The organism is Pseudomonas sp. GW460-12-10-14-TSB1 (assembly GCF_017349775.1).
Taxonomy (GTDB): Bacteria; Pseudomonadota; Gammaproteobacteria; order Pseudomonadales; family Pseudomonadaceae; genus Aquipseudomonas; species Aquipseudomonas piscium.
On sequence record NZ_JACNAC010000004.1, the window covers coordinates 55,474 to 69,642 of the forward strand.

At 55.1% G+C, this 14,169-nt stretch carries 20 protein-coding genes; 8 read left to right on the forward strand and 12 right to left on the reverse strand.

The annotated features are described in order from the left end of the window. Genes J4D52_RS04000 through J4D52_RS04010 form a run of 3 tightly spaced genes read right to left on the reverse strand, consistent with a single transcriptional unit; the run spans nt 1 to nt 790 of the window. Entirely contained in the window at nt 1-213 is a 213-nt protein-coding gene (locus J4D52_RS04000) for a hypothetical protein (protein ID WP_102676802.1), read from the reverse strand. Then, nucleotides 210-623 (reverse strand): DUF5681 domain-containing protein, encoded by a 414-nt coding sequence (locus tag J4D52_RS04005; protein WP_102676801.1) that lies wholly within the window; start codon nt 621-623, stop codon nt 210-212. The genes J4D52_RS04000 and J4D52_RS04005 overlap by 4 nt, the downstream gene beginning before the upstream one ends. Next, nucleotides 623-790 (reverse strand): hypothetical protein, encoded by a 168-nt coding sequence (locus J4D52_RS04010; RefSeq protein ID WP_164485931.1) that lies wholly within the window; start codon nt 788-790, stop codon nt 623-625. The genes J4D52_RS04005 and J4D52_RS04010 overlap by 1 nt, the downstream gene beginning before the upstream one ends. Nucleotides 791-1,155: 365 nt before the next feature. On the opposite strand from J4D52_RS04010, the gene J4D52_RS04015 reads away from it, so the two are divergent. Next, nucleotides 1,156-1,581 carry a hypothetical protein gene (locus J4D52_RS04015; RefSeq protein ID WP_102676800.1) on the forward strand — a complete coding sequence of 142 codons (426 nt, stop codon included), beginning with the start codon at nt 1,156-1,158 and terminating at the stop codon, nt 1,579-1,581. Between the two features lie 152 nt (nt 1,582-1,733). On the opposite strand, the gene J4D52_RS04020 is transcribed toward J4D52_RS04015, so the two are convergent. Beyond that, complete coding sequence (locus J4D52_RS04020; protein ID WP_102676799.1) at nt 1,734-2,177, reverse strand: DUF2280 domain-containing protein; 444 nt, start codon at nt 2,175-2,177, stop codon at nt 1,734-1,736. A 227-nt stretch (nt 2,178-2,404) separates the two neighbouring features. Here J4D52_RS04020 and J4D52_RS04025 point away from each other — a divergent pair, with 227 nt between their 5' ends. Together J4D52_RS04025 and J4D52_RS04030 are read left to right on the forward strand one after the other, a co-directional pair. Beyond that, entirely contained in the window at nt 2,405-2,644 is a 240-nt protein-coding gene (locus J4D52_RS04025) for a hypothetical protein (protein WP_102676798.1), read from the forward strand. A 436-nt stretch (nt 2,645-3,080) separates the two neighbouring features. Continuing rightward, the gene (locus tag J4D52_RS04030) at nt 3,081-4,073 is read left to right on the forward strand and encodes a GTP pyrophosphokinase family protein (protein ID WP_102676821.1); all 993 of its coding nucleotides are present in this window, start codon (nt 3,081-3,083) and stop codon (nt 4,071-4,073) included. Nucleotides 4,074-4,158: 85 nt separating this feature from the next. Here J4D52_RS04030 and J4D52_RS04035 read toward each other — a convergent pair whose 3' ends face one another. Next, on the reverse strand, nt 4,159-4,821 hold the full coding sequence (locus tag J4D52_RS04035) for a DUF4145 domain-containing protein (protein WP_102676797.1): 663 nt from the start codon (nt 4,819-4,821) through the stop codon (nt 4,159-4,161). A 169-nt stretch (nt 4,822-4,990) separates the two neighbouring features. Here J4D52_RS04035 and J4D52_RS04040 point away from each other — a divergent pair, with 169 nt between their 5' ends. The 3 genes from J4D52_RS04040 (at nt 4,991) to J4D52_RS04050 (ending at nt 6,177) form a co-directional block, all read left to right on the forward strand. After that, nucleotides 4,991-5,221, forward strand: a complete 231-nt coding sequence (locus J4D52_RS04040) for a hypothetical protein (protein ID WP_102676796.1) — start codon at nt 4,991-4,993, stop codon at nt 5,219-5,221. A gap of 120 nt (nt 5,222-5,341) precedes the next feature. Beyond that, nucleotides 5,342-5,644 (forward strand): hypothetical protein, encoded by a 303-nt coding sequence (locus J4D52_RS04045; protein ID WP_102676795.1) that lies wholly within the window; start codon nt 5,342-5,344, stop codon nt 5,642-5,644. After that, nucleotides 5,641-6,177 (forward strand): hypothetical protein, encoded by a 537-nt coding sequence (locus J4D52_RS04050; protein ID WP_102676794.1) that lies wholly within the window; start codon nt 5,641-5,643, stop codon nt 6,175-6,177. Before J4D52_RS04045 ends, J4D52_RS04050 begins: the two co-directional genes overlap by 4 nt. Before the next feature lie 478 nt (nt 6,178-6,655). Here the strand turns inward: J4D52_RS04050 and J4D52_RS04055 are convergent, their stop codons facing one another. The 3 genes from J4D52_RS04055 to J4D52_RS04065 form a co-directional block, all read right to left on the reverse strand. After that, nucleotides 6,656-7,060 (reverse strand): hypothetical protein, encoded by a 405-nt coding sequence (locus tag J4D52_RS04055; RefSeq protein ID WP_102676793.1) that lies wholly within the window; start codon nt 7,058-7,060, stop codon nt 6,656-6,658. Between the two features lie 63 nt (nt 7,061-7,123). Beyond that, a complete protein-coding gene (locus J4D52_RS04060) occupies nt 7,124-7,360 on the reverse strand; it encodes a helix-turn-helix domain-containing protein (protein WP_102676792.1) in 237 nt (78 codons plus the stop codon). A 115-nt stretch (nt 7,361-7,475) separates the two neighbouring features. Beyond that, on the reverse strand, nt 7,476-7,676 hold the full coding sequence (locus tag J4D52_RS04065) for a helix-turn-helix domain-containing protein (protein WP_102676791.1): 201 nt from the start codon (nt 7,674-7,676) through the stop codon (nt 7,476-7,478). Between the two features lie 180 nt (nt 7,677-7,856). Between J4D52_RS04065 and J4D52_RS04070 the strand changes: the two genes are divergently transcribed. After that, nucleotides 7,857-8,345 (forward strand): hypothetical protein, encoded by a 489-nt coding sequence (locus J4D52_RS04070; RefSeq protein ID WP_102676790.1) that lies wholly within the window; start codon nt 7,857-7,859, stop codon nt 8,343-8,345. Here J4D52_RS04070 and J4D52_RS04075 read toward each other — a convergent pair. Further along, on the reverse strand, nt 8,342-9,553 hold the full coding sequence (locus J4D52_RS04075; protein WP_173678538.1) for a site-specific integrase: 1,212 nt from the start codon (nt 9,551-9,553) through the stop codon (nt 8,342-8,344). The genes J4D52_RS04070 and J4D52_RS04075 overlap by 4 nt on opposite strands. Nucleotides 9,554-9,822: 269 nt before the next feature. Here J4D52_RS04075 and J4D52_RS04080 point away from each other — a divergent pair, with 269 nt between their 5' ends. Beyond that, nucleotides 9,823-11,001 carry a formyltransferase family protein gene (locus J4D52_RS04080; RefSeq protein WP_063432678.1) on the forward strand — a complete coding sequence of 393 codons (1,179 nt, stop codon included), beginning with the start codon at nt 9,823-9,825 and terminating at the stop codon, nt 10,999-11,001. Nucleotides 11,002-11,020: 19 nt separating this feature from the next. Here J4D52_RS04080 and J4D52_RS04085 read toward each other — a convergent pair whose 3' ends face one another. From J4D52_RS04085 to J4D52_RS04095, 3 genes are read right to left on the reverse strand one after another with little or no spacing between them, the layout of a single operon-like run. Continuing rightward, nucleotides 11,021-12,142 (reverse strand): DegT/DnrJ/EryC1/StrS aminotransferase family protein, encoded by a 1,122-nt coding sequence (locus J4D52_RS04085; RefSeq protein ID WP_102676788.1) that lies wholly within the window; start codon nt 12,140-12,142, stop codon nt 11,021-11,023. Then, on the reverse strand, nt 12,139-12,537 hold the full coding sequence (locus J4D52_RS04090; protein ID WP_009045148.1) for an FdtA/QdtA family cupin domain-containing protein: 399 nt from the start codon (nt 12,535-12,537) through the stop codon (nt 12,139-12,141). Before J4D52_RS04090 ends, J4D52_RS04085 begins: the two co-directional genes overlap by 4 nt. Next, complete coding sequence (locus J4D52_RS04095; RefSeq protein ID WP_219736164.1) at nt 12,534-14,144, reverse strand: glycosyltransferase family 61 protein; 1,611 nt, start codon at nt 14,142-14,144, stop codon at nt 12,534-12,536. Before J4D52_RS04095 ends, J4D52_RS04090 begins: the two co-directional genes overlap by 4 nt. Between the last annotated feature and the right edge of the window lie 25 nt (nt 14,145-14,169).

Below are 14,169 nucleotides of genomic sequence, written 5' to 3' on the forward strand. Positions count from 1 at the left end.
TTACCTTTTAGTTTTGTAGGAATTGGCTGGGCCAGCGTTGGGTTGGGCTTCATCCATGATTTCGAGTAGCGATACTTCCCCGCGAATACAGTCACCACCGGTAGCCTCGGCGGCCAGTTCGTCCATCAGGTCGCTGATCGCCTTCACATCGCTGTCAGCGCGCACCTGGCGCGCCTGCTGGCGCAACTTCGCGAGCTCGGTTCTGACGCTCATTGCAGGCCTCCAATTTGCTGGCGAAGCTCATCAATGGCCTTTTGCAGCTCGGCGACCTCGATTACACGGGCGACGGCGCCCAGGCCATCGATAAGCGATTTACCCTGGTCGGGTGCGAGCTGACCGCCGGCGACGGCGCGCATAATTGACCGGGCGGCGCTGGGCAGGTCCGTATCATCGAGTTCGAACTGCACGGGTTCGGAGGTGGGTTTGATCGATGGCACCAGTCGCTCCAGGATCAGGCGACAGGCTTGCATATCACCCTTTTTGGCTGCCGCCAGAACCTTGCGGGTCACGGCATCGGCACCTTCTGCAAGTTTTGCGCGAATGGCTTGGGTCTGGCCGGAGCGGCCGCCAGGGTTTCCGGAGTTGCCAGGTTTGAAGCGCCCAGCCTTGTCGCGCCCGGACACTATGCGGCGCTCACGTGAAGGGGACGGTTTTCGGCGAGAGCGATCAGCAGAGCACTGGCTTGGACGCTGCCTTGCTCTGCAGCTTCGCGCAGGCGCCCCCAGGCGGCTTTGACTTCGGCGCGAGTTGGTTTGGCCTGATGGCCGCGGGGCTTGGTGGTGGTCGACATGATCTGTCCTCTGTGAGCTTGCGAAATGTCGTATAAGGCTCACATTAGGTTTTATCTGATCATGTATCCAGTGTTTTTAGGGTGCACATAATGTGCTACACGGAACGGGACGGAATGGGACTGAAATAGTTGATTTTTAGCGCGTCGGGAGGGGATTTTCTGTTGCAGTAAGTCGATGGTAGGCAAAGTGATACAGCGGCTCGAGTGAATGAATCGTTCACCCTCAGTCTGAGCTCGGGCGACTACTGGAGCGAGCCGGAGAAGGGCGGGTTCCTCGATACTTTGGTGCCTCGCTTGGGCAGTGCTTGAAATGGTGGGTCGTTGTAGGTATTGGTTGCACAATCTAACTAGGCGAAGAATTGCAAATGTCAGAATCAAACATTGATCTATTTGATCAGATTACCGGATTGGTATTTTCTAAGCTGTATCTGTCCTTTCCAGTGTCTATTGCCATTGACTCCATGGACTTCATTGATGCCATTCCTGATGAAATTGATCGACCAGGAGAGTTTTTCGCAGAGACAGTAGAGTGGCTGATTGAGTCCGGCTACGTGGTTACGCGCGGAAAAACTGATCTGCCCTACACCTTTTTGAATTGCACTCTCACAGCGAAAGCGCTCGAAATCCTCAAGGCAATCCCGAAGAGTGTCGGAGGCGAAAGCTTAGGTGGGCAAATCGCAACCGCAGCGAAAGAAGGTGCCACAGCCAAGCTGAAGGAATTGGTAGGAGAAGCGCTTAGCAAAGGCGTCGGCATAGCCATAAGCGCGGCCGCCAACATAGCAATCATGTAATTACAGTGTCGCGACACAATTTACTGAATCGCGAAACGTGTCGCGGATTTGATGCATCCAGGTTTGGATACACCCCCAGCGGGGGAATACCCGAGCACCTGTTCCAACCTGCTGTCAGGCTGCTTTTAACTTCAGACAGCTGCGGGCCAACGTTAGAAGCGCGCGGAAACGAAATCCACACCCACTGGGGCGGCAGGCGCTGCCGGCTCTCCGTCGACCTTTGCGCGACGATTGGTGTTCATGTCACCACATTCCCTGGCCGCCTGCTCCAGCAACTTCATGGCCATCACCAGGTTCCCGCTCGCCTCTGCCTCCTCGAGCATTCGCCCGAGCGCGCGCAGACGAACTGCCCGGTTCGCGATCGGCTCCTTGACTATCTCGTCCCGAAAACCATCGCGAGTGTCGTTGAACAGTGTCACCCAGCGTTTCGCCAGACCCTTGCTGCATCGCTTGGTAGGATCGTGCGACTCGACCTGCTGGCGTGACACAACGACACCAAATCGCTCCTTGACGGCGCTGGCGACCTGGGAGGGCGAGTCGAAGCAGGCCAGGGCCTGGACGATGAAGGATTTGATTTCGTTGTTGAGCGCGGCCATGGGCTGAATTTGTCTAGGGGCTGTCAAGAATTGCTCATGCTTGCCCAGATTGAGACCGAAGGCAATGCCCGGCGCCCAAGCAGACCATGCGTTCCGAGTCGGATCATTTGGTGTGTCTCGGCTGGTTGTCCGAGGATCGGACTTCAACGCAGAAATTCCTTTTTTGCCATCGACACGCGCTGCGTTGATGTAGGATCGCCATCATCTACCACGAGAGGGAATTTGGTATGGATGAAGAGCTGATGCGCCGGATCCGGGAGGCAATCGACAATTTCCCGCCGCGGCCAGACTTAGACGCACTTATCGAAAGCGGCGATATAGTCAAGGTTCCTGGTGGATACCAGGCACCGACAGAGAGGGGCCGCAAAGCGATTGAGAAGTACACAGTTGGCATCACGATCAGCAACAAGGGCAAGCCGCCGGTGTACCGCCTCAGTATTCGCCGAACGCGCAAGCCTTCTGCCTGATGCTACAGCGCGTCCACAGTGTCGATTTCCAAACAGTGTGGCGCTCAGAGAGCAAATCGTCTCACTGAGACCAAAACGTCACACACCGAGAAATTCCACTGTGGGAGTGGGATATCAAAGGATATTTACCTGCAGGAGAGAGATGCACTCAAAACTGAGTACATTGGTGAGATGCGCGCAATTCTTCTCACATCTCTGCCTGCATGCGATGCGCTCAGTTTTGAGCATACCTTCCCCATTGGGGGATCACCACGGCGGCCAACTGTTTCGGCCTGTTTTCAGGCTCTTTTTCGTCCTATCGTTAATCGGAGGCTCGTGCTTTATTCGAGATGACCTCCTCCCTGGATAGAACGCCAGTTGCACGTGATGTCTAATTGATATTGCAGGCGATGGTGCTTAGATGGTGTGCCCGAATAATCGAAAGGAAGCAATGCTGATGTCGGAAGTTATTGATCAGTTTAGAGATGCCAAGCCTAAGCTTGAGAGGTTAAGGCATAATATTGAGAGTGTGATTAAGCAGCTTGTTGGTGAAAGAAATATTCCGGTCTTTGGGATTGAGTCTCGAATAAAGGACGAAGAGTCGTTTGTTGGCAAGGTTGCGAGAAAATCATATGGGGCGCCATTAGATGAAATAGACGATCTATGTGGTGTAAGGGTTATTTGCTATTATCAAGAAGATATAAAAAATATATGTGATATCGTCGAGAGTGAATTTGAGGTTCTTCAGAAAGATAATAAAAAAGACGCTCTCAATGATAATCAGTTTGGGTATACTTCTTATCATTATATAGTTCGGTTGAAGAATGAGTGGTTGGCCCATCCCGGGGTTCGAGGCTTGGGCGGGTTTCGCGCGGAAATACAAATTAGAACCATGCTTATGCATACTTGGGCAGCAATTAGCCATAAGCTACTTTATAAAAGAGAGGCAGATGTTCCTCCTCAGTTCAAGCGACAGCTAAATAGATTGAGCGCTTTAATTGAGCTCGCGGATGAGCAGTTTGACGCGATCAAGAACGTTAAGGTCAGGCTTGTTGAGGAGTTGACGGAGAATGAGTTGAGGTTAGAAGATTATTCTGACTTGAGTTCTGATTCGCTGGTTGCTATTTATAATTGCTATTTTAGCGATCGTGCTCATGAAGATAGCTCCATCCCAAGCTTACTTGAGGAAATCAGAGGGGTGGGATTCAATTTTAAGGATTTGGTGGAAAAAGTTGAGTTGTGCCTCCCCATTCTCACAGACTTTGAGAAAGAGGAGGTAGAGTATGAAGCCACAGGGGGGGAGGAGAGAGACTTACCTAAATGGAATTTTTCTGGTGCCATTCGGACAATCTTGGATCTAACTAGCGATAAGTACTTCGAAAGTCGCGCGAATACGTTTCCACCTGAAATCGTTACAATAACTGATAAATACCGTCGCCTTATTCGCTAGAGTATACCTTTTATTGATTCTGGTATCTTTAACTTTTGATGGGATAGATGCACTCAGATTTGAGTGCATCACTACTTGCTGCTGATCACTGAAGCGTCGTAGCTAGAAAGCGCTCCACATCTTCAATCATGCCCCGTACGTCCGCAGCCGTGAACTCCTCTGGCTTACCATGGGCGGCATCGTTGCGGATTGCAGCCAAAGCGGTGATCCGCTTTTTCTGACTGGCGTTGTATGCGCCGGCCTTCGCCAGGTCGTCGTTCATTTTGTTAAGGCTACCGTGCTCTAGTTCATGAGCAGTGCACAGATCGCGTAGGGTGGTCTCAAGCACGACTCCAGCGATGACGGCTGCTGCTGTTGCGTAACCCGACCTGAGAAGCTCGTCGGCTTGTTCAAGCTCGCTGGTGAACACCTCTGCTTGCACAAGGTTTCGAAGCGAATTGAGATACCCTCCCTCGAAATCCTCTTTCGCGGCTAGGAACACTGCCTTCATCCGTTTGAGCTGATTCATATATGAATCGTAAGAAACCAGCTTTTCCGCTTCCAGGTACATTGTGAGATGACTGGATCGTTCCCCACACGCCCGTTCTATCAACGCCCTTGCCTTCACTCGCCAGTTGAGGATCAGCTCGGACGGAATGGTGGTCTCACTATCGTCGGTGAATGGATCTCTTACGGTGATAGTGGAGTTTTCGACTTCCGTTAGCTGTTGCTCCAGTTCGAGAAAGCGCTGTTTAAGGAGTGCGGTCATTTGGTTTTCCATCCTTGAGAGAACGCCGATCTTGGCCTGTGCGTCTCGCTAGGGCAAGACGCTGATCATCGAGCATTCATAGGGACTGCAATTATTTTGCACCCCACACCTTGCGTTACCACTCACAATAATTCATTATTCCCTCGTCGTAAGTGGTAACGGAGGAAATATGACAGACCAGGACAAACAGAAGCAGCCACTATCCGCCGCCGAGCGACAAAGACTCTTCAAGGAGCGTCAGCGCGAAGCAGGCTTCAGGCACACCACGGTATGGATTCACACAGAGACAGAGGAGGAGGGTAGGCAGGCAGCGAGGGATGGCAAACCACTCAAGCCGATGGAAGCGAAGGACCCGCTGAGCTGGGCAGCAGGCTGGATCAGCGAGAAGGGCAAGCAGTAATCGGCTGAAAATTTAGCCGATCGGGTCGATGGCTCAGAAACGATCCATCAGGAAGAAGTGCCAAGCCGCTGCGTCAACAGCGGCCTGGCGATCACACGACGAAGCTTAGAGGCACACGTCATGCAACCATATCAACCTACCAGCAACACCCTGAAAAACCAAGATAAAGCCGGCACCACTGTGGGGAAACTCGGCGAGATCGCGAAGGAAGCGCTGTTCCAGATGACTTGCGACAAAGAGCACGTCCAATGGCTCGGCGCTTTGATGCGCGCAATCCAGGATAACGCCAAGCACCGCGGCGGCGGTGATGTGCTGAAACTCGCCACGCTTGGGCAGTACCTTGCAGATACTCAGATCTCTTTGGCTGAAGAGCGCGAAGCTGACCTTGAGTCGAAGATAGCCGATCTGGAGACTGCCAAATGATCCGCTCCTACAAGGATGTTGCCGACGTTGGGTATGACGACCTGGCGGCGGCGATCGATGGGTACCGCGAGCTACGCGCTGCGTTTGAGATATTGCGTAACAGGCTGCCGACTGGTGTTGTTGAGCATGATCTGGCGAACCTCGGAGTGCTTCACGCCGATCATCTTATCGGGTGCACAGAGGCGTGGGTCGCCGACATGGGATTCAAGCTTGGCGACCTTGACGCCATCAACCAAGGCGCGACGAGCACGGCGGAGGCAGAAGAGGCGCCAATGCCTCACTACCTTCTCGACCAGCGAAGCGCGATTGCGGTTGAGGCGATCGAGGTAGAGCGGAAACACGCAACCAGATGGTGGACGCACTTGAATGAAATGCGCCGGCGTAAAGAGCTTCCTGAGTGGGTGGCAGAGGATATTGGCGCGCACGAGGAACACGATCGCCTTCTAGCGAGTAGGAAGGCCGTCAATCAGGCTCTATTCGGCTCGGATGACCTGGGCGGCGACCAGTCATGCCGACAAGTACAGCCAGGCTAGGACTGACAGGCTACGAGGCTTTCGCGGTATCAAGGGCACCACCCTGTTGCGGGGTAGTGCCCTTTTCTCAGCTGCTGGCCGTTGGGGCTTTCTCGGCCAGGTAGATCAGATCCTTCCTTACCTCTTCGGCGCACGGTCTGCACATTCCGATCAGCGTCCAAGGCAGGCAGTCGAGAACAAGGAACGTGAAGCCTCCGATACGCTTACATTTCCCTGCATACCCATGGTTGCATCGGGCTTGCTGATGCGTCTGTGGTCCCATCTTATTAACCCCTGGTGGTGGTAATTTAATAAGGGTGGGATTTTTTCCGTTTACCCCCTCCTCTGGAGGCCCCGGTTTTATTGAAAGGTACTGGGAAAAAATCCCAGTACTGCACCAGTTCAGAAAAACAACCGGACGCAACCGGACAATGAGTGCTTGATGACTGGGAAAAATTCCCAGTACTAGGCGGAAAAATTCCCACCGAAAAACTCGAAATTAAATGAACCTAAACCGTGGTGGTCCGGGTGAGGTTTCAAGGTCTTTACCCGGGCATTCGTCAATTGCCGCCCAGGTGATTGCATACAGCGCGCAACGTGCCATTCCCTGTTCCCTGCCTCCCTTACGGCTCTCCCTGGTGCGGATGATCAGGCCCGCATCCATCAGTTCGGCAAGCGCCGAGGCAAGAGTCTTAGCGTCCATAGGCTTGCCCTTGGCCATCATCGAGGCTGTACAGGACAGGTCGCCGTTGTTGCGGCCGTTGTAGTTCCTGGCCAGCTTGATCAGCACGGTTACTGCCTTGGTCGATAGGTTGTCGAAGGCGTCACTGATCAGCAGTCGGTAGGGCAGGGCCAGCACTCGACCGCCGCCAAAGTCGACCTTGTATTTTGTCTTTCTGGCCATTCAGCGGCTCACAGGCAGGCGCGGAGATGTCCTCAAGACTGAGGACATCCCTGCTTCTCTGGTTTACGACGCTTCGCGCATGAGGATGTACTTGGCGACGCGGTGAGGCGGCCGGTCAGGCTCAGTGGACTGGTGCGTCCAGTAGGTGCGGATCTCGTGCCCCTTTTTCCTGAGGCGGCGGATGGTGTTAGGCGGCTGGACGATATCCAGTTCTTTAGCGGCTTCGATGGTCGATACCGGCCCGTTTCGCAGGGCCTCCAGCATTTTGCGGTCTTGCTCAGTTGAAGAATGGCGTGTCATAGTTTGCCCTTCACGTTGGTGCTAGCCAGTGTGTTGTCGCCCTGGCGGTGCTCGAACACCGTCAGGGCAATTCTCAGCGCAGCCCTGCGCGAAAACTCCTCCATAGTTCTGCCAATCAACGCGCACCTTCTTTCGCTGCGCGTTCGATCCAGGCCTTTAGTTCTGTCATTAGAATCAGCCGGCGCTTCCCCAGCTTGAATGCCTTCAGATCACCTTGTGCCATTACCTCGTAGATACCTGACCTTGTGTAACCGGTCAGTCTTGCTGCCTCCTCTACGCTCACGGAAAGGGGCGAACTCACAGCGAATTGCGACATAAATGTCTCCTGCTGGCCGAATGGATTTGGTGCCAGTGGTTGCCAGTCTATACATCTAAAAACTAAACGTGCAAGCAATTGCTAAACGAACTCGTATTTAACCGGATTGACGATAGAATGCGAGTGAAGCAAGCTACTAACGTTAGGTCAGTTGGGCTGACCTCTTGAGATGGTGAGGCCATGGCGACTAAGACGAGCAAGCGAGCAGGAGAGACGAGTACGACTGTGAGCGTAGGGATCAGGATTGACCCAAAGATAAAATTCGCTTTGGACATCATGGGGCGTCTGCAAAAGCGCTCTCTGACTGCGGTAATCGAATGGGCAATTTCACAGGCGATAGCGAATCAATCAGCTGGTTTAGAAGGCACAACACTTACGTCAATGCTCGACAAGATTTGGTCAACGGATGAATCTATTCGGTTGATAAATCTTGCTATCTATATGCCCGAGGCATTGACCTATGACGAGCTTAGGATTTGGGAGACTATCAAGGCGAGCAGGTACTTTTGGGTGGAGTATTCCGATGGTTCATATTCTTCGGATGACAATGAACGGCTCGTCTCATGGCTGGTTACTTCATACTGGAAGCAGCTTTTGGAGCACGTCGAAAAACATAAATCGAGCCCCACAATAGTTCCGATCGGTCAGGACGAGCTGATACCTTTTTAAATCAGTTCCACGGCAGCAGCTTTCGTGCCCGGAGCCAAGTGAGCATATCGAAGCGTCATCTTGATATCGGCGTGCCCCAGTAAATCCCGCACGGTATTGAGCGGCACGCCGGCCATCACCAGCCGTGACGCGAAGTCGTGACGCATATCATGCCAGCGAAACCCCTCGATATTGGCTCGCTCTAGCAGTTTGAGCCAGGCGCTTTTGACGTCCTCGAGTCGGCCTCCGGCCTGGCTCGGGAAAACGTACTGAGACTTCCCGGTCTGCTTTTTCCAATCCTTCAGCACGCCGAAGGTCTCCTTGTTCATCGGGATATGCCGTGTGTCGCTCGTCTTTGTGGTGGCGCCGGCGACAGTGATTGTCTTCGCCTGGAAGTTCACCACCGACCATTTCAGGTCGAACAACTCGCCGCGTCTCATGCCGGTATTCAGCGATACCAGAACCATCGGTTTAAGGTGGTCGGTGAAGGGTAACTGCAGCAAGCTTTGCATCTGCTCTTTGCCGCGGTCTGCTCGCCACTTGTTCGCAGTTTCGCGTTCAGCGCGCGCCTCATCCTGGCGAACGTCGAGCGCCTCACGTAGCCGCCGGCTTTCTTCGACACTCAGGTAGCGGACAACCCCTTTGGAATCGACCTTGAGCTGTTTGAGCTTGGTCAGTGGGTGCACAGAGAGGTAGTCCCACTCAACCGCCCGGCTGAATACTCCGCTGATTGAGCCAATTTTCCGGTTCACGGTTGATGCCTTGTTTCCGGCCTGCATCCACCCGGTTCTGATCTGCTCCAGATCGCGGCCTGTGATGTCGCCAAGGCGCTGACGCATGATCGCTTCGAAGTTGTTATTGAGTGTGTGCAGCGTCTTCTCATGCCCCTTGTGATGCGTTTTGAACCACGGCATATACGTGTCATCGATGAATTCGCGCAGAGATGGAAGGGTGGCACCCTTTCGGCCCTGAGCGACCGCCCGCGGCTCACCATGGGCGTGCGCATCGGCCAGGTACTGGGCGGCCTCGGTTCGGGCCTGATCGAGCGTGAGCACGCCGACACGGCCAAGAGTGGCATTCTTGTTGCGGCCCCAGGTGACCATATAGGACTTGTGCCCGCTGGGCAGTACGCGAATGAAGAAACCAGGTTGCACAGTGTCATGCACGCGGTATGCTTTCGCCTCGGCGGCCAAACCGCCGATGAGCTTTTGAGTAATTTTGGTTTTCAAGGGTTTGACCGTGACAGCAGGGTGGCAGCAAAAATCACTATACCGCTCTGTTTTTATGGACTCAATGGGACTGAAAGGCCTAGTGATACAGGGCTTTGGCCTGTTGTCAGCGAGCTGTAATTGACCCTCCTAAGGGGAAGGTTGGCAGTTCGAACCTGCCCTGGGACACCATCTACCTCCGGGCTTTCAGTCCAAACGTGGTTCTCGTCCTTATTTCGCAGTAACGGCTACGTTTGGTACACGCAGTTCTCGATGCTGTGGAGTCACCCATGATTGTCATTGCTGGAAAAAACAATATTTCGGTATTTGGCCTGGAACGGGCTCTGCGACAGTTTTCGCCTAACGAAATTGCCGTGGTCTGCAACCGTAACGATACGGGCGTCGATGGTTGGCAGCGTTCGTTGCGGGCGGCCGCGCAAAAGCATGGCGTACGTGAGATCAGCCTGGAGACGGCTTACGAAGTAGCGTCCGTCGCGTTCATTTCCCTGGAGTTCGACCGGATTGTCGTGCCCGAGTGCTTCTCCATCAGTCGCGTGTTCAACATTCATTTCTCGAAGCTGCCGGAATACAAGGGCATGTTTACCTCGGTCTGGCCGTTGTTGGAGTCCAGGGCAGAAGCGGGTGTGACCTTGCATTTCATCGACCGGGGTATCGACACCGGGGACATCGTCGCGCAACAGGTGTTCTCGATCCCGTTCTGGTGGACCTGTCGCGATCTCTATTTCGCCTTTAACCAGCATGCCGGCCAGTTGCTGGAGCAGTGGTTTGCCAGGTTGGTCGATGGTGACGTCAGGGCGCAGCCGCAGAGTGCGGTGGAGTCCAGCTACTTCTCAAAGGACGCCATCGACTATAGGGCGTTGAAAATCGATCCTCTGTCGACGGCCTGGGCGCTACGCAACCAGATCAGGGCGTTCGCCTTTCGTGAATATCAGTTCTTGCACTGGGATGGAAAACCGGTGGTCTCGGCGACGATTCTGCCTGGGCGTTCGCAATTCAAGGCCGGGACCCTGATCAACGCAACCGAGGATTATGTCGAGCTCTGCACCATCGATTACGACATCCGGCTGAATTTTGATCGATTGCCGGAGATGCTCGAGGCTTGTGAGCGGGGCGATTTGGAGGCGGTGGTGGCACTGCAGGCCAATATTGCCGGTTACAACGATGCCAGCCCGCAAGGCTGGACGCCGCTGATCGTTGCCAGTTATGCGGGCGCCTATGAGGTGGTTGACTGGCTGTTGCAGCAAGGTGCCGACCCGGAGCGGACCAACAACAAAGGCACGACACCCTTGATGTATGCCAAGGATGCTTTCCTGGCCGGGCGTTGTCGTAGAACCTTTCCGTTGTTGCTGCGCAAGGGCGCGAGGCTTGAGGCTGCCGACTATTCCGGTCGGGCGCTCGCCGACTATGTGAGCGACGAGCAGTTCGCTCAGTTGCGAGGTGCTTTCTAGGCACCCCGCAACAGGCGCATCAGTGGGCTGTGAACTGGTTGATGGCGGTGACAATGTGTTGCTGTTGTTCCTCGCCCAATGTCGGGTAGATCGGCAACGACAGGATCGAGTCATGCAGCGGTGCCCGGGATGCCTTGGAGGTCCTGGCCAGGTCGCTGTAGGCCTGTTGCTCGGTGATCGCCAGTGGGTAGTGGACCAGGCATTGGATGCCACGCTCGGCCAGATGCGCCTTCAGTTGATCGCGCCATGGGCAGCTAATGACATACAGGTGCCAGACATGGGCACTCGCTGTCGTGACCGAGGGCAGGGTGATACTCGGGTGCTGGATGTGTTCGCCGTAGTAGCGGGCGACGCTGCGTCGACGGGCAGTATCACTGTCCAGGTGCGCCAGCTTCACCCCCAGCATCGCGGCCTGGATTTCATCAAGGCGGCTGTTCACCCCCTGATAATCGTGCTGGTACTTGATGCGCGAGCCGTAGTTGCCCAGGGCGCGGACCAGTATTGCCAGCTCGGCGTCGTTGGTCGTGATGGCGCCGCCGTCGCCCAGGGCTCCGAGGTTCTTCCCGGGGTAGAAGCTGAACGCCGCGGCATCGCCCCAGTTACCGGCCTTGCGCCCGGCCAGCTCGGCGCCATGGGCCTGGGCGGCATCTTCGAGTACCAGCAGGCCATGCTTGTGGGCCAACGCCATGATCTGCGGCATCGGCGACAGTTGCCCATAAAGATGCACTGGCAGTATCACCCGGGTTTTTTCCGAGATGGCCCGTTCGACGGCCTCTATGTCCAGGTTGTGGGTCGCAGGGTCCACATCCACCAGGATCGGCGCCAGATCGTTTTCCAGAATGGCCGAGATGGTGGCGATAAAGGTGTTGCTCTGCACTATCACTTCATCGCCGGCCTGAAGCTTGCCTTGCTCTTTCCAGGCACGCAGGATCAGGGTCAGGGCATCCAGGCCATTGGCGACGCCGATGGCATGGCGGCTGCCGCAGTATTCGGCGAAGGCGGCCTCGAATTGCTCAAGCTCGCGCCCCATCAGGTACCAGCCGGAGTCGATCACGCGGCTGCAAGCGGCTTTGAGCTGGTCGGCATATTCGTGATTGATGCCTTTCAAATCCAGAAATGGAATGTTCATCATTTGAGTCATTGTCCGACCATGTCCATGAACTGGGCATAGTCTCGAACATAATCGCCTTCTTCGTAGAGTTGATCGGCCAGAACCATCAGTACACAGTCTGGAGAGAAGTCATACATCTCACGCCAGATAAAGGATTCGATCAGCAGGCCCTGGCAAGGATTGTCCAAGGTGATGTCGATCTTTTCCCGGCCGTCATCCAGCAGAAAGCGGCACGAGCCGCGTACGGCGATTGCGACCTGCTTGAGGGTCTTGTGGGCATGGTAGCCGCGGCGAACCCCTTCACCGGTATTGAACATGTAGTACACCCGCTTGACCGGGAAGGGGATGTTTTTCCCTTCTTCCAGGGCAATCAGCGAGCCGCGGTCATCGCCGTGGGTCTGCAGCGGCAGAATGTGAATCTTCATCGCGTCTCCTTTTCGAGCCGTTTCGACAAATGCTGTTGCAGCCAGTTTTCAACGCTCTTGGCGTCGACCCGATAATTCCGGTAATACAGCTCTCTGGAGTCGGTCGAACCTACCCGGTAAGCGATGTAGTCCATTTCCACGCCGACGATCGCCGCCAGGTTGGAAAAGCACGACAGCTCTGCATATTCCTCGGCCATCCAGCACAGGGCGCGAGCGTTTTTCGAGGCGAAAATCAGATTGGTCCAGGCTGCGCCAGTGGGGCCGATAATGACTTCGGCATTGGCCATGATCGCCACTTGATGGTTGATGTCCTGCTCTTCCATATACACGCAGGTAAACCCATAGGGTTCCAGCAGCTTGAGGATCTCAGCCTGGTTGTAGTGCCGGAGAAAGCCTTTGCGGGCCAGGAATACTCGTTTGGGGAGTTGGCTGATGGGAATGTCACGGGCCAGGTGCAGCGCCTTTTCCCGCAGGAAATTGATCGACTCCGGGCGGACGAAACCGCTGCTGGCACTGTTCTGTGCCGGGCCTTTGAAGTTCGGGATCATATTGTTGGGGGCACTGATCAGCAGCAGGTCGGCCACCTGGTAGCTGGTGATGTTTTCCAGGAGCACCAGCGGACGGTCAACGCCGATCGCCTCGATCAGGGCCTTGATCGAAGGAATGTTCTGGCTGCTCTTGGAGATCAGCAGTGGATAGTCCGCATATTGCGGCGGCAGTTCGGTCACGAATTGCAGTTGCGACAAGACTTCTACCGTCCAGTGGTAATAGTTCTGCTCGTTGCAGCCGCTGATCAGCAGGCCTTTTTCCAGCGCTACAGGTGTGCCGGTCCTGACCAGGGCCAGGCGCTGGCCGTGGTAGAGCAGGTGCGCAGCACTATAGTCGGCATGCAGGGATTTTGCCGTGGGCACTCGCTCCAGCACCAATTGCCCGCCGGGCAGTATCACCGAACGGGACACCGAACAGACTTGCCCCTGCCGGAAGTGATACAGGGCAATCTCGGGTAACTCCAGGGTGATCGCTGGTGTCGATTGATGGAGGAACCTTGGAGGTTGGCTGGTGCCCGGTTGGCTCGGGCGAAAGACATGGACCTTGTGCTCGTCGCTTTCATCCAGCCAGCGCAAGGCCAGGCGCCGGGTATCCTGGCGTCGAAAAAACAGTCGATACAGCAGGTCGCTGATCAGTCCCGGCTTTCTGCACAGCCGTTCATAGCCCAGTTGCTCGAGGCGTTTGCCAATACGCTGGAACCATGGGAGTTGCGAGCTGATCTGCGCGCCATGGAAGACTTCGACCTTTTGCTCGTTGATGGCCAGCTTCTCAGTGAGCTGCGGATGGATCTCGCGGTAGTAATCACTGGCGATGATGATCTTGTCGAAAGCCAGCGAACTCAATTGTTGAGGCGCGTGGATCAGTTTGCCGAACAGGCGCTGGCCTTGCTTCTGCTGGTTGTTATCGACGAAGCCGATCACCCGGTAGCGGCGGCGGTTGTACTTGTAGAAGTTGACCCCACCGGCGCCGGTACCGAATATCAGCACCCGTGCTTTTTGTCCAAACCCTGTCGACACATTGACCTCGTCTTGCTGGTGCTGCCGGTGGTAGATCGTCATCCGAGCGGTTCGCCCGCTCGGTAAA

Excerpts from the sequence above, each read along its gene's own strand:
- J4D52_RS04000 (WP_102676802.1), bottom strand. The coding sequence starts at position 213 with ATGAGCGTCAGAACCGAGCTCGCGAAGTTGCGCCAGCAGGCGCGCCAG.
- J4D52_RS04010 (WP_164485931.1), bottom strand. The coding sequence starts at position 790 with ATGTCGACCACCACCAAGCCCCGCGGCCATCAGGCCAAACCAACTCGC.
- J4D52_RS04015 (WP_102676800.1), top strand. The coding sequence starts at position 1,156 with ATGTCAGAATCAAACATTGATCTATTTGATCAGATTACCGGATTGGTA.
- J4D52_RS04020 (WP_102676799.1), bottom strand. The coding sequence starts at position 2,177 with ATGGCCGCGCTCAACAACGAAATCAAATCCTTCATCGTCCAGGCCCTG.
- J4D52_RS04025 (WP_102676798.1), top strand. The coding sequence starts at position 2,405 with ATGGATGAAGAGCTGATGCGCCGGATCCGGGAGGCAATCGACAATTTC.
- J4D52_RS04030 (WP_102676821.1), top strand. The coding sequence starts at position 3,081 with ATGTCGGAAGTTATTGATCAGTTTAGAGATGCCAAGCCTAAGCTTGAG.
- J4D52_RS04035 (WP_102676797.1), bottom strand. The coding sequence starts at position 4,821 with ATGACCGCACTCCTTAAACAGCGCTTTCTCGAACTGGAGCAACAGCTA.
- J4D52_RS04040 (WP_102676796.1), top strand. The coding sequence starts at position 4,991 with ATGACAGACCAGGACAAACAGAAGCAGCCACTATCCGCCGCCGAGCGA.
- J4D52_RS04045 (WP_102676795.1), top strand. The coding sequence starts at position 5,342 with ATGCAACCATATCAACCTACCAGCAACACCCTGAAAAACCAAGATAAA.
- J4D52_RS04050 (WP_102676794.1), top strand. The coding sequence starts at position 5,641 with ATGATCCGCTCCTACAAGGATGTTGCCGACGTTGGGTATGACGACCTG.
- J4D52_RS04055 (WP_102676793.1), bottom strand. The coding sequence starts at position 7,060 with ATGGCCAGAAAGACAAAATACAAGGTCGACTTTGGCGGCGGTCGAGTG.
- J4D52_RS04060 (WP_102676792.1), bottom strand. The coding sequence starts at position 7,360 with ATGACACGCCATTCTTCAACTGAGCAAGACCGCAAAATGCTGGAGGCC.
- J4D52_RS04065 (WP_102676791.1), bottom strand. The coding sequence starts at position 7,676 with ATGTCGCAATTCGCTGTGAGTTCGCCCCTTTCCGTGAGCGTAGAGGAG.
- J4D52_RS04070 (WP_102676790.1), top strand. The coding sequence starts at position 7,857 with ATGGCGACTAAGACGAGCAAGCGAGCAGGAGAGACGAGTACGACTGTG.
- J4D52_RS04080 (WP_063432678.1), top strand. The coding sequence starts at position 9,823 with ATGATTGTCATTGCTGGAAAAAACAATATTTCGGTATTTGGCCTGGAA.
- J4D52_RS04085 (WP_102676788.1), bottom strand. The coding sequence starts at position 12,142 with ATGACTCAAATGATGAACATTCCATTTCTGGATTTGAAAGGCATCAAT.
- J4D52_RS04090 (WP_009045148.1), bottom strand. The coding sequence starts at position 12,537 with ATGAAGATTCACATTCTGCCGCTGCAGACCCACGGCGATGACCGCGGC.
- J4D52_RS04095 (WP_219736164.1), bottom strand. The coding sequence starts at position 14,144 with ATGACGATCTACCACCGGCAGCACCAGCAAGACGAGGTCAATGTGTCG.